The 13,005-nt window shown below is 61.5% G+C and carries 9 protein-coding genes; 5 read left to right on the forward strand and 4 right to left on the reverse strand.

The window, feature by feature from the left end; translation table 11 throughout:
• Positions 1-60: 60 nt before the first annotated feature.
• The gene (locus QMG79_RS16055) at positions 61-1,050 is read right to left on the reverse strand and encodes an LLM class flavin-dependent oxidoreductase (protein WP_283539642.1); all 990 of its coding nucleotides are present in this window, start codon (positions 1,048-1,050) and stop codon (positions 61-63) included.
• 283 nt (positions 1,051-1,333) lie between these two features.
• Here QMG79_RS16055 and QMG79_RS16060 point away from each other — a divergent pair, with 283 nt between their 5' ends.
• The 5 genes from QMG79_RS16060 to QMG79_RS16080 all read left to right on the forward strand — a co-directional run bounded on the left by QMG79_RS16060 (position 1,334) and on the right by QMG79_RS16080 (position 8,092).
• Positions 1,334-2,206 carry an aldo/keto reductase gene (locus QMG79_RS16060; protein ID WP_283539634.1) on the forward strand — a complete coding sequence of 291 codons (873 nt, stop codon included), beginning with the start codon at positions 1,334-1,336 and terminating at the stop codon, positions 2,204-2,206.
• A gap of 64 nt (positions 2,207-2,270) precedes the next feature.
• On the forward strand, positions 2,271-2,969 hold the full coding sequence (locus tag QMG79_RS16065) for a type 1 glutamine amidotransferase domain-containing protein (protein WP_283539635.1): 699 nt from the start codon (positions 2,271-2,273) through the stop codon (positions 2,967-2,969).
• A gap of 176 nt (positions 2,970-3,145) precedes the next feature.
• Positions 3,146-5,239 (forward strand): putative bifunctional diguanylate cyclase/phosphodiesterase, encoded by a 2,094-nt coding sequence (locus QMG79_RS16070; protein WP_283539636.1) that lies wholly within the window; start codon positions 3,146-3,148, stop codon positions 5,237-5,239.
• A 50-nt stretch (positions 5,240-5,289) separates the two neighbouring features.
• Positions 5,290-7,038: a helicase HerA-like domain-containing protein gene (locus QMG79_RS16075; RefSeq protein WP_283539637.1), complete on the forward strand. Its 1,749-nt coding sequence runs from the start codon at positions 5,290-5,292 to the stop codon at positions 7,036-7,038.
• A gap of 31 nt (positions 7,039-7,069) precedes the next feature.
• Positions 7,070-8,092 (forward strand): hypothetical protein, encoded by a 1,023-nt coding sequence (locus QMG79_RS16080; protein ID WP_283539638.1) that lies wholly within the window; start codon positions 7,070-7,072, stop codon positions 8,090-8,092.
• A 4-nt stretch (positions 8,093-8,096) separates the two neighbouring features.
• Here the strand turns inward: QMG79_RS16080 and QMG79_RS16085 are convergent, their stop codons facing one another.
• The 3 genes from QMG79_RS16085 to QMG79_RS16095 all read right to left on the reverse strand — a co-directional run bounded on the left by QMG79_RS16085 (position 8,097) and on the right by QMG79_RS16095 (position 12,628).
• Positions 8,097-10,082: an NHL domain-containing thioredoxin family protein gene (locus QMG79_RS16085; RefSeq protein WP_283539639.1), complete on the reverse strand. Its 1,986-nt coding sequence runs from the start codon at positions 10,080-10,082 to the stop codon at positions 8,097-8,099.
• 18 nt (positions 10,083-10,100) lie between these two features.
• Complete coding sequence (locus QMG79_RS16090; RefSeq protein WP_283539640.1) at positions 10,101-12,239, reverse strand: bifunctional copper resistance protein CopD/cytochrome c oxidase assembly protein; 2,139 nt, start codon at positions 12,237-12,239, stop codon at positions 10,101-10,103.
• Between the two features lie 101 nt (positions 12,240-12,340).
• Positions 12,341-12,628 (reverse strand): HU family DNA-binding protein, encoded by a 288-nt coding sequence (locus tag QMG79_RS16095; protein WP_011776355.1) that lies wholly within the window; start codon positions 12,626-12,628, stop codon positions 12,341-12,343.
• Between the last annotated feature and the right edge of the window lie 377 nt (positions 12,629-13,005).

Below are 13,005 nucleotides of genomic sequence, written 5' to 3' on the forward strand. Positions count from 1 at the left end.
TGTTGCCATGGCGTTACTTCTGCGGAGCGCCCCACCTCCTGGCGAGCGCCCCGCTGGCCCTCAGACGCGGACCAGGCCCGCAACCTCGGCGAGCAGCTCCAGCGAACGCAACCGCCCAGCTGTCGTGTTGCTCTGGTGCGCGACAATCAGTTCATCGGCATCGGCATGCTTGGCAAAGCCGTCCAGGTAATCCAACACCACATCGGGGGTACCGACTGCAGAGTAGGTCATCATCTGGCTCACGTGCTGGCCCTGCGGAGAATCCAGGATCATGTCAGCCTCGTCATCAGTGAACGTGCGCCCGCCACCGAAGAAGAGCGAGACCCGCGCCCGCATGGACGCCCTCAGCGTTTCCTGGGCCTCAGCGGCAGTGTCTGCCGCCACCACGTTGACTGCCGCAATCACATGCGGTGCATCCAGCTGGGCCGACGGACGGAATTCGCGACGGTAGATGGCGACGGCGTCCTGGAGTGCTGCGGGCGAAAAGTGTGAGGCAAACGCGTAGGGCAGACCCAGCTGCGCGGCCAGCTTGGCGCCAAACAAGGAAGAACCCAGGATGTACAGCGGCACGTTGGTGCCCTTGCCAGGAGTCGCTTCAACACCCTGGACGCGGGTTGGGCCGGTGAGGTAGCCCTGCAGCTCCAGCACGTCCTGGGGGAAGTTCTCAGCGGACATCGGATCGCGCCGCAGGGCCCGCATGGTGTTCTGGTCGCTTCCGGGTGCCCGGCCCAGACCAAGATCGATTCGGCCAGGGTGAAGGGTTTCCAGGGTGCCGAACTGCTCGGCAATGGTCAGCGGGGAATGGTTGGGCAGCATGACGCCGCCCGATCCCAGACGGATGGTCTCCGTGTGCGCGGCAACGTGAGCGATCAGGACGCTGGTGGCCGAGGATGCAATGGAGAACATGTTGTGGTGCTCCGCGTACCAGACGCGACGGTAGCCGGTCTTTTCCGCCTGCTGCGCCATGGCAACGCTGCCAGCAAAGCTTTCTGCGGCGGTCTGGTCCTTGCCAATGGTTGCTAGGTCAAGGATGGACAGGGGAACAGTCACGGCGGAGGGCCTTTCATCGGATTTCATCGGAGGAATTGGTACATGCCACGCACCACCCGCAGGGCTGCATGGCATCCACTACACGTAACGGTTCCGGGCCACAGGATATTTCTGCCACTGACGTTCTGCACGTCACGTCTGCGGTTGGGACGTCTGCAGCAGCTGGAGCCTGCCACTGCAGACATCCCCAGCAGCAGGCCAGCAGGCCAGCAGGCCAGCAGGCCAGCAGGAAAAGATAGACCACCTGCGGAATACTCAGCACACTGAGGATGTTGCCGCCTACATGAGCAAAGATTCCCAGAGCCCCCACGACCTCTCCCCCACCTTGAACGTCAAGGACCTGGGCACTGTCCAGCGACTCGGCTTTGGTGCGATGCGCATTGTGGGCGACGGAATCTGGGGTGAACCAGCTGACAGGGCCGCTGCCATCGCTGTGGTCCGCCGCGCCGTAGAGCTAGGTGTGGACTTCATTGATACGGCCGACTCCTACGGTCCAAATATCAGTGAGGAAATCATTGCCGAGGCCCTGCACCCCTACAAGGACGGCCTGAAGATTGCGACAAAGGCAGGACTGACCAGGACCGGCCCGGACACCTGGATCCCCGTGGGGCGCCCTGAGTACCTGCGCCAGCAGACCGAACTAAGCCTGCGCAAGCTCAAGGTGGACAGCCTGGACCTGCTGCAGCTGCACCGCATTGACCCCAAGGTGGACGCCGAGGAACAGTTCGGCGTGCTCCGCGAACTCCAGGACGAAGGCAAGGTCAAAGCCCTTGGACTCTCACAGGTGAGCGTGGATGAACTTATTGCAGCCAGTAAGCACTTCACTGTTGCCACCGTCCAGAACAGGTACAACCTCACGGACCGCAGCTCAGCAGATGTCCTTGACTACGCCACGGAAAACGGTATTGCGTTCATCCCGTGGGCCCCGATTTCTGCCGGTGAGCTCGCCCAGCCAGGCGGTCCACTCGACGCTGCAGCCAAGCGGCTTGGCGCCACAACGTCCCAGGTGGCACTGGCCTGGCTCCTGCGCAGCTCTCCCGTGATGATGCCCATTCCGGGTACCGGGTCCATCAAGCACCTTGAGGAAAACCTGGCAGCTGCCGACCTCGTTCTCGACGACGCCACCTACCAAGAACTCGAAGCCGCCGCCAAATAGCGTTCGTTCCAAAAATTTCACCCACCACACCGCCGGATGATCCCGGTAGAACAGGAGAAACCCCATGTCAAACATTCTCATGGTCGTATCAGCCGCCGATTCCCTCACCATGAAGGACGGTAGTGAGCACCCCACCGGCTACTGGGCCGAAGAACTGGTGGTGTCACACAAGACGCTCCTGGACGCTGGCCACACAGTCCATATCGCCACCCCCGGCGGCGCCGCACCCACTGTGGACCAGGTCAGCCTTGCTCCCGAAGCTGCAGGCGGACAGGAGCGGGCAGATGGCTTCCGCGACTACATTGCAGCCCTCGGTGACAAGCTGACTAGCCCACTGGTCCTGGCCGACGTCGACGGCTCTTCCTACGACGCCATTGTCATGCCCGGCGGCCACGGCCCCATGGCTGACCTTTTCCAGGACGCAGACCTGGGCCGACTTCTGGTTGCTGCCAATGCAGAGTCCAAGGTTATTGCCCCGTTCTGCCACGGACCTGCCGGGCTGCTGAGCGCAGTTGAAGCTGACGGTTCCAACACGTTCGCTGGACGCAAGCTCACCGTCTTCACCAATGAGGAAGAGCTCAACGGCGGAACCGGCGAGAACACCCCGTGGATGGTCCAGGACGCGCTTGAGGAGAAGGGCGCAGTCATCGAAAATGGTGCAGCCTGGACCTCCAACGTCGTCCGCGACGGTAACCTCATCACCGGCCAGAACCCGCAGTCAAGCGAGGACGTGGCCAAGGAAGTCATCAAGGCTCTGGCCTAGCAGCCCCACACGCCCATTCCGCGGGAGCGGTCCACGTTCACTGGAGCGCTCCCGCGGATTCGGCGCCACACCAGCTGGCTGGATCCGCTCCCGCGAGCCCGGGACGGCCGCAGCACTGTATCTTATGGGGATTGCTGCCGGACAAGAACGACGCAGCGCCAGATCTAGGGGAAACGTTGCACACCTTCACTGAGAGCGACCCTACGGTCCGCGGGGCGGCTGAGCGGATGGCCAAGGAAAGCGCGTTCGCGCTCCTGCTGTTGCACACCGAGTCGGACCGGATCCTGGCTTCCAACAGTGCTGCGGATGTGCTTTTCGGCTACGAACCCGGTGGATTGGTCAACAGATCGATCCGCATGCTCATCGCAGGGTGGGATCCCCACGCCGTCGCCGGGTCCTCGCCCTTCCTTTCGCGCTGCCAGCAACTGAGCGGCCATAGCTTCGCCGCGGAAGTCCACCTCTCAGACCCAGATGAAACACCGGAACGAGTGGTTACCGTCCGCCTCCTCACGGACGACACCTCGCCTGCACCAGCACAGGCCGGGAGCCCGCAGCTTCAGGAGTTGGTCTCCCTCCTGAATGCAACGCTGGAGTCGACAGCTGATGGACTTCTGGTCGTCTCTTCCAACGGCGTGATAACGGGGGTCAACTCACGCTTCGCCACCCTGTGGGGGATCCCGTCGACCGTCCTGGCAGCACACGACGACCAGGCAGTCATGGCCCTGGTACTGGAACAGCTCATCAGTCCCGACGCCTTCCTGGAAAAAGTCACAGAGCTCTATTCCCAGCCCCTGGCAGAGAGCTTGGATGTGCTCAAATTCCACGACGGCCGCGTCTTCGAAAGATTCTCGAGGCCCCAGCTCGTGGCGGATCGCGTGGTAGGACGCGTCTGGAGTTTCCGTGACATCACCTCACAGCGCAGGGCCGAAAAGAAAGCCAAATCTGCGCTCCGGAAACTGCGCAGGAGGGCCGAGGACCTCAAACAACTCGCCTACACGGACCCGTTGACGGGGCTGGGTAACAGGGCTCTTTTTAACGAGGTATTGACGGCTGCCCACTCAGACGGCGAAGGGGCCGGAACAACTGTCATGCTCTTGGACCTTGACGATTTCAAAGAGGTCAATGATATCCACGGTCACCAGGCCGGTGATCGCCTCCTGATCGACATTGCGCACAAACTGAGCGGCTGCATTCCTGAAACGGGGACCATCGCCCGCTTGGGCGGAGATGAGTTTGTGATTCTCCTCCCCCCCGGCATCGATTCAACGTCCGTTGCGCAGAACCTTCTGCAGACAGTCCATCAGCCGGTTGACATCGACGGCACAGTGATCCTGCCGAGCCTCAGCATGGGACTAGCGGATGCCCAGTGTGACTCGTACCCCCAGAACGCGGCCTCAGACCTGTTGCGCCGCGCCGACATCGCCATGTATGCGGCAAAAATGGCGGGCAAGAACCAATTCATCAGGTTCCAGGCCGCCATGATGGAAAAACTCGTGGCCCGGACAGAACTCCAGGAGACGCTCCGCTCAGCGGTCCGCAACCGGGAAATCTCACCCTACTTCCAGTCAGTCCACCACCGCGATGGACCTGTCCGCCAGTACGAGGCGCTTGCCCGGTGGAAAAAAGGGGACGCATACTGCCCGCCCGATATCTTCATTGCAGAAGCTGAAGCCAGTGGGTTCATCATTGACCTCGGGGCCCATATCCTGGATCGGGCGTGCCGGGAGATGGCACCCTGGCTGCAGGATGATCCGGCCCGAAGTATCGCTGTCAACGTTTCCGGCATCCAGATCCGGGAACGCTTGTTTGCGGAACGCGTCCTGTCGGCCGTGAAACTCAACGGCGTTTCCCCGCGGCAGCTTGTCCTGGAGGTCACGGAAAGCCTCTTCCTTGACGAAAGTGCGGAGGTCATCCATCAACTACAATCCCTCCGGTCCGAGGGCGTCCGGATTTCCCTTGACGATTTTGGGATCGGCTACTCTTCCTTCGCCAGGCTGCAGACCCTGCCGGTTGACACGGTAAAGCTGGACAAATCGTTCATCAGCGTCATCCAACAGGCCTCAGACAGGTCACCCGTCCTGGAATCCATGATCGTCATGGCCCACAATCTCGGTCTCACTGTGACAGCAGAGGGGGTAGAAACGGAGCTGCAGGCTCAATATCTCTACGACATGGGCTGCGACTACCTCCAGGGCTTCCTCTACTCTGAAGCCGTCCCTGCCCACAAGATCCCCGGCAGGGCAGGGCAGCGGCAGGCGTCCAATCCCTAAACACCCAGGGCTCTCCAAAAATCGTGGCGTTCAGCACTAAGCTGGCGTGCATGGTCAAGAAAACCCCTGCAGAGAAGCTCGCCACCATCAAAGACGGGTACACCCTCGAGGGTGCCACGATTGAGCTGGGTGCCGCCATCATCGACGGACAAATCCATAAGGAAGCCCAGGTCCGGCTTCCGCTGGCCATGATGAACAGGCATGGATTGGTTGCCGGGGCCACTGGTACCGGCAAGACAGTGACACTGCACATGATGGCCGAACAACTGTCAACAGCCGGCGTTCCGGTCTTCCTTGCTGATATTAAAGGCGACCTTTCCGGGTTGGCTACGGCAGCTGCCGGCAGCGAGAAACTGACAGCCCGCACCGAGGCACTGGGCCAGAACTGGTCGTCGTCGGCCTTCCCCGTAGAATTCCTGGCCCTCGGTGGCGACGGCAACGGCATCCCCGTGCGTGCCACCGTGACGTCCTTTGGGCCCATCCTGCTCTCCCGTGTGATGGAACTCAACGACACCCAAGAGTCCAGCCTGCAGCTGGTGTTCCACTTTGCCGACAAAAACAACCTTGAACTGATCGACCTCAAGGACCTTCGGGCAGTTATCTCCTTTCTCACCTCCGCTGAGGGAAAAGAAGCGCTTGCGGAACTCGGCGGGCTCTCCAAGGCCACCGCGGGCGTAATCCTGCGCGAACTGGTCAACCTGGAAGCCCAGGGATTGGAGAAGTTCTTTGGTGAACCCGAGTTCGACACAGCGGAACTGCTCCGTACCGCACCGGACGGCCGGGGCGTCATTTCGTGCCTGGAGCTACCCACCCTGCAGACCAAACCGATGCTGTTTTCCACCTTTTTGATGTGGCTCCTGGCAGACCTCTTTGAGGACCTCCCGGAAGCCGGTGACCTTGAGAAACCCAAGCTGGTATTTTTCCTGGACGAGGCGCACCTGCTGTTCAACGGAGCATCCAAGGCATTCCTGTCCGCCATCACCACCACAGTCCGGCTCATCCGGTCCAAGGGCGTCGGCATCTTCTTCGTCACGCAGACCCCCAAAGATGTTCCAGCCGACGTGCTGGGCCAGCTGGCCAACAGGATTCAACACGCGCTACGCGCCTTTACCCCTGAAGATGCCAAAGCGCTCAAAGCAACAGTGTCCACGTTTCCGGTCAGCGACTACGACCTTGAGGAAACACTCACCTCCGCAGGCATTGGCGAGGCCGTCATCACTGTCATGAATGAAAAGGGCGCTCCAACGCCTGTTGCCTTGACCCGGCTCCGCGCACCGCAGTCAGTCATGGGGCCCAGCGAACAGACAACCATGGAAAAAACCATTGCAGCCTCGGAACTCCTGGCAAAGTACGGCACGGCAGTGGACAACATTTCCGCCTACGAGAAACTTACCGGCAAGGGCGCGCCAACCACTGGCGCTCCCGCGCCGGGAGCGCCGACGGTTCCCACCGGCCAGGCACAAACGCCCGGTAACACCATCGACGCCGAAGCCCGTCGGATCGAGGAAGAGATTCTGGGCCGTCCCAGCAGCCGCCCCCTGCCCGCTCCCCTGCCGGAGCAGCAAGTGGAATCTGGAAACCCTGCGGGCAGTCCCCAGCCTCCAGCCAAGCGCACACCAGCGCAGCCCCCAACCCAGGCGCGTCCTCAGCAGGGCGGCGGCGTAGCAGGGGACATCGCCGACGCCCTCGGTGGAGCCCTGGGTGGTGGCCTGAAATCCATGGTCCGCTCCATGGGAACACAGTTGGGACGCGAACTCCTCCGCGGAGTCTTCGGCACCTCGTCCCGACGCCGACGCTGACCATCAGAACGACTCAACAGCGGTAATAAGCATGCTTGCAGGTAACGTAAGGGACGTGCAGAAAAGTCAGGTATTGGTCAAAATCGCGGCCGGATGGCTCCTCGGGCTGATGCTTGCCGTGGCAGCAGCCGTCGTGGCGGTGAACGTGGTCAACGGATCTATGGCCAGTCCACAGCAGCCTGTGCGCGAATACCTCGCGGCACTGCAGAACGGTGAGGGCGGCAAGGCGCTGGGCATCCTCCGCGCGTCAGTGCCGGAGTCCGACGCCTCCATGCTGGACGGAACCGCGCTGCAGACCGCCGCCAACAGGGTGTCAGACGTCACTGTGGGCGACGCCGAGGACCGCCCCGAAAACCAGGTGATGGTCCCGGTCGACTACACCATTAACGGCACCCAGCTCAGAACTGAGTTCCTCCTGGAGAAGACGGGGACAGAGTGGCTCTTCTTTAATACGTGGGCCTTTGTTCCAGCCGCGCTTCCCACAGTGGACGTGAGCGTCGTCAACGCGGTGGAAGCCACAGTCAACGGCGTCCCAGTCAACATGCCCCAGGGAAAAAACACCTTCGCAGTTTTTTACCCTGGCGAGTACGAGGCTGCGCTCAAGGGGAAATACTTCTCTGCCACCCCCAGCAAAGCCGCAGTCACTGACAGGGCGGCACCAGCGGCGGCCCTGAACCTCCTTACGACAGCCACGGAGGCCCTACGCAAAGAAGTCAGCGGCAAGGTCAATGGCTTCCTCGACGACTGCGCAGCCAAGGCCACCGAGGACCAGCGGCTGCAGCCCAATTGCCCCTTCTATCAGGTCAACAACAACAGCGTTATCCCGGGAAGCATCAAGTGGGCCGTCACCACCTACCCGGAGATCAGTGTTGACCCCTTCGACGGACGATGGGTGGTGGCACCCCTGGATGGAAAGGCAACGGTGACGGGCCGGCAAGTCGACCTCTTCACGGGCGTCGAGTTCCCGCTCGACGAAGCAGTGCCTTTCAGCTTCACCACGCGCCTCGATGTTGCGGGAAATACCATCACCGTCACCCCCATCGTTAACTTCTGAGAGGTCAGTCCATCCCGCGAAGATCCAGGACCAGCTCGGATTCTCCGTCTGCCTGAATCGACACCGGGATGCCCCAATCCTGTTGGTACAGATGGCAGGCCGCGTGATCGGGGATCTCGCCGTCCTCGGTCTCTGGCCCATCGCAGGCCGCAGCACGCGCGGTAATGTGCAGGATTCCTTCCGGGACATCGCCGGAGAGCTCGAGGGTTCGCTGCAGGCCCACCGATGTGCCGCCGCCGGAAACCAGCAGCTCGGGCGGAGTGGAGGAGATCTTCAGCTGCGTTGGGTCACCCCAGCGGTTGTCCAGCTTCTGCCCCGTAGGTGCGCTGAAGCGCACCGTAAGCTCCAGCGGACCAGCAGCCATGGGACTCTTGGGCCGTTGCGTCTGGGACGCTCCTTCATCCACCTGCTGGGCTTCCTTGGGGATCGGGACGTACGTCAGTTGGTGACGGTTGGCTTCCACCACCACCAGCAACGGCTCCGCACCCGCCACGTGCGTGTGGTCCACGATGACGTCAGAGGGCTCAGCCAATCCACGCGCCAACGTGGAGACGCTCTGCGTTGCAGGGTCATAGCGGCGGACAGCACCGTTGTAGGTGTCGGCAATCGCAACGGAGCCGTCCGGCAATACAGTGACACCCAAAGGGTGCTGCAGGCGCGCTTCCGCTGCCGGACCGTCCCGGAAGCCGAAGTCGAATAGTCCCTGGCCTACGGCCGTCTCCACTGAGATGACACCCTCAGCGTCAAAAACAAGCTTGCGAAGGGACGACGTCTCAGAGTCAGCAACCCAGATGCTGCCGTCCGTGCCTTCAGCAAGCCCTGAGGACTGGGCGAACCACGATTCGTGGGCAGGCCCGTCCAGGAGTCCTTCCAGTCCGTTGCCGGCAATGATCTGGACAGCACCGGTGGTGGGGCTGAAGCTGAAAATCTGGTGGACCCCGGCCATAGCCACAACTACGGCGTCGAGCGTGCTGGACCAGACAACGTCCCACGGCGAGCTCAAGGAGACGGCCAACGGGTCCGCGCCCAGGGCGCCAACAAGGCCTGCTCCGTCGTCATCCACGCGGGCAGGGCCGGTTTCGAGCAACCGCTGCACGCCGTTGCCAGCCAACGTGGTTACTGTACCGGTGCTTAGTGACAACCCACGAAGGCGGTGGTTGACGGAGTCGGCAATCACGACGTCGTACCCCACGGTAGCGGCCACCTCACCAGGGAGCAGCACCAGGCCCTGCGGTTCGTTGAACTGCGCGACGGCGGTGTCCCCCACCGCACTCCCGTCGCTGAATCCCTTGGTCCCGGTACCGAAAGTGGCCAGCACCGATTCGAAATCTGTCCCCAGCTCCACGACCCGGTGATGCCCGGTGTCTGTGACCAGCCAGGACCCGGCGTCGTCCGTTCCTGCTGTTGCTCCGGCGCTTCCGCGCCCGGCTGGCAGGTAGAGGGCCTTGCCCGGGAAACGGAGCGTGCCCGAAGTTGCTGGAGGTGCCACGTAGGGGCCATCTCCGCGATGCAGTGTCCCCTTGGCCTCGTGCTCGGCGATCAGCTCAGGGATCAGGACAGCCAGACCATCAGCGTGACCTTCACCAGAGAGGTGCGCAACGATGTATCCCTCAGGATCAACCACCACAAGCGTCGGCCACGCCCGGGCCGTATAGGCCTTCCAGGTTTCCAGTTCCGGATCATCCAACACAGGGTGCTGGATGTCGTAACGCTCCACGGCAGCCGCCAGGGCTACGGGATCAGCCTCGTGTTCGAACTTGGGCGAATGCACGCCAACGGTCACCAGGACATCCGAGTACTGTTCCTCAAGGGGACGCAGCTCGTCAAGGACGTGCAGGCAGTTGATGCAGCAGAATGTCCAGAAATCGAGGAGTACAATTTTTCCGCGCAGTGCCTCAAGGTCCAGCGACTTCCCACCGGTGTTGAGCCAGTTGCGGCCCGTCAGTTCAGAAGCGCGTACCCGGTGTTGGGTGCGTACAGTTTCGCTCATCAGCGTCCTTCCAAGGTTCTATTCACGGCCGGGCTGGCGGGCGTCGCGCTCCGCCAGCTTGGCAAACATATTGTTGTAAGCGGTCAGGTCGGCGTCGTTATTCCTGTCAGCTGCCCGATCAACGCGCCGCTTCTCCTTCTCATCAGAGCGCGACCACATGATTGCCACGCCAATGGCCACCAGAAGGGTCGGAACTTCACCCACACCCCAGGCCACGGCCCCACCAACCTGCTGGTCCATGAGGGCAGACTGCCCCCAATCCCTGCCCAGGTTGCCGAAGTAGTCAGCGGCAAGAAGGCCCGTCCCGCCCATGATGGCCACACCAAAGAAGGCATGGAACCCCATGGTGGCCAGCAGGAGCAGAAGTCGCATGGGGTACGGTGCACGCCGGGGCAGTGGATCCGTTCCGATCATGGTGAGGATGAAAATATATCCCGTGAGGGTGAAGTGGACATTCATCAGGACATGCCCCACATGCTCCCGCATGGCAAAACCGAAGATGTCTGAGTAGTAGAAGATGATGATCGAGCCGGCGAAGTTGGCCGCCGCGAACAGCGGGTGGGTCACCAGTTGGGAGAACTTTGACTGAATGAAAATCAGGATCCACTCGCGCAGGCCTCGCGAACCGTCACCCCTGGGAGTCAGTGCGCGCAGGGCCAGCGTCATGGGCGCTCCCAACACCAGGAAGATCGGCGCGACCATTGTCAGCGCCATATGGTCCACCATGTGCGCAGAGAAGAGGATCCGGCCGTACACTGCTGGCGGTCCGGACGTGATGAAGGTCAGAACAATGAGTCCGACAACCCAGTTCACGGTGCGGAACCACTGCCATTTATCCCCACGGCGGCGGAGCTTGACCACACCAAGGATGTAGGCCACCAGTCCAACCAGCGCCACGGCAATACCGAGCCAGTCGAGGCGCCACTCCGTAAGCCAGCGTTCCGGAGTCAGTTCTGGCGGAAGATCGTAGCCGCTCAGGATAAAGGCTGGTGTTACATCCGGAGCGTAGGTGGTTACCTGTGGTGGCGCAGATCTGCCCAACGCGACGGCAATACCGGAGGTAGCTCCCATGACGATGAGTTCCACCAGAATCAACTGCCACAGGACGCGCCTGGCGGACAGAAGGGATCCTTTACGGCTGAGCTGGGGGATCACCCATTGGCGATGCATGAATCCAATAGCACCAAGAACCAGGGTTGCCGCTGTCTTGATGACGATCAACTGACCATAGGGAGACCCCAACAGATCTGCCCACGACGTCACCCGGATGCTTGCGTTGATGACGCCGGAGGCAAGAACCGTAAAAAACGCGAACCCGGCCAGCATGGAGAACCGACGAAGCGTACGTTCCGTGGCATCGCCCGGACGGCCGGCCTTGCTGTCAGCCACTTTTCCGTGCCGCCCTGCCAGGATCCCGGACAGCAGCGCCAGCATCACGATGCCACCCACCCACACGCTCACACCCAAGAGGTGCAGAGCCAACGAGTTGATGGCACCCTCATGGTCTGAAGAACTCGAGGAGTGCCCAATCAAAGCCGGGGGAATGAGGCCACCCATGGCCAGGATCAAGGTCAGAGCCAACCCCATCAGCGAACGCACGCCAAAAAGTACAGTTGTCACCAGTGCGGCAATGATGACAACAGCCAGCCAGGCCTGGCCGGTTTCAATTCCTGTCACAAAGTACACAAGCGCCTGCGTGAACTCGGTATCACTTGAAATTCCCTGGCCTGCAACATCTGCATAGGTCAGCACCAGGACGGCAACAGCGCTAAGCGTCCAGAACGCTCCAGCGATGGCCGTGACCATGACGGCGCGTGCAAACAGCGGATGCTCGTCCCCGCTGTCCTTACCGCGTCCACCGATCTTTCGCGGAAGAATTGCAACAGCAAAGATCAGTCCACCGATCACTGTCGACACAGCAATATTGTGGACCACCTTGCTGACAGGAAGGCCCCAGCGCACAAGGGCACCGGGATCGGAGACGGATCGTGACGCAGCCGCGCCAGAGTACAGAAGGGCCACTACAAGGGCCAGGAAGGCAACAACCGCTGCTGCTACCTGCCAACGTCCCGCAATACCGAGCACAGGCGTGATCGGAGGGCCCTTGGCCGGCAGGGGCTCTGGAGATGTGGCACGGGTTTTCGCTGCGGTTGGCACCCTTCCATTGTCCGCTACGCATGCCTACCGGACGAATCCATGTTAAACGACAGGAGCGGCAACCCGAAGGTTGCCGCTCCTGTCAAAGCGTGGGGAAGAAGTTACTTCTTCTTGGCCACTGCAGCTTTCAGCTTGGAGCCTGCAGTCAGCTTGACGCTGTGGCCTGCCGCGATCTGGATTGTTTCGCCCGTCTGCGGGTTACGGCCGGTACGTGCCGCACGGTCGGTGCGCTCGACTGCAAGCCAGCCCGGGATGGTGATCTTCTCGCCAGCGGCGACAGAAGTTTCGAATACCTCGAACAGTGCGTCGAGGACTGAGTTGACGGCTGCCTGGCTGGTGCCGGCCTTGCCAGCTACCTCTGCAACAAGTTCACTACGGTTCTTAGCCATTGATGTCCTCCTGGACTGTCATGATGCGGGAGCCTGCAACGGTCTGTGTGCAAGCCACTGTTCGAAAACCTATCAGCTTGGGCGTCCACAGCCTGCAAATTCCGCGTGTTTCAGGCATTTTTTGACAAAAATCACGCTCTACAGCGTATTTTCGGCAAGCATTGCGCCCTCAGCAGAAGCTGCACGGGGCCCTGGCTGCGTTCTTGCTAGCGGGTGCCGGGGTTGGCGGGGTTGTGTGGTTGGTTGTGGTGTTGTGGTGTTAACGGGTGAGGGGCCCCACCAGTGGTGGGGCCCCTCGACCTTTTTTCTGAAGTGTTGTCCGGCGGTGTCCTACTCTCCCACACCCTCCCGGGTGCAGTACCATCGGCGCTGTGGGT

Source organism: Pseudarthrobacter sp. PS3-L1 (assembly GCF_030063285.1).
Lineage (GTDB): Bacteria > Actinomycetota > Actinomycetes > Actinomycetales > Micrococcaceae > Arthrobacter.

Excerpts from the sequence above, each read along its gene's own strand:
- QMG79_RS16060 (WP_283539634.1), top strand. The coding sequence starts at position 1,334 with ATGAGCAAAGATTCCCAGAGCCCCCACGACCTCTCCCCCACCTTGAAC.
- QMG79_RS16065 (WP_283539635.1), top strand. The coding sequence starts at position 2,271 with ATGTCAAACATTCTCATGGTCGTATCAGCCGCCGATTCCCTCACCATG.
- QMG79_RS16075 (WP_283539637.1), top strand. The coding sequence starts at position 5,290 with ATGGTCAAGAAAACCCCTGCAGAGAAGCTCGCCACCATCAAAGACGGG.
- QMG79_RS16080 (WP_283539638.1), top strand. The coding sequence starts at position 7,070 with ATGCTTGCAGGTAACGTAAGGGACGTGCAGAAAAGTCAGGTATTGGTC.
- QMG79_RS16085 (WP_283539639.1), bottom strand. The coding sequence starts at position 10,082 with ATGAGCGAAACTGTACGCACCCAACACCGGGTACGCGCTTCTGAACTG.
- QMG79_RS16095 (WP_011776355.1), bottom strand. The coding sequence starts at position 12,628 with ATGGCTAAGAACCGTAGTGAACTTGTTGCAGAGGTAGCTGGCAAGGCC.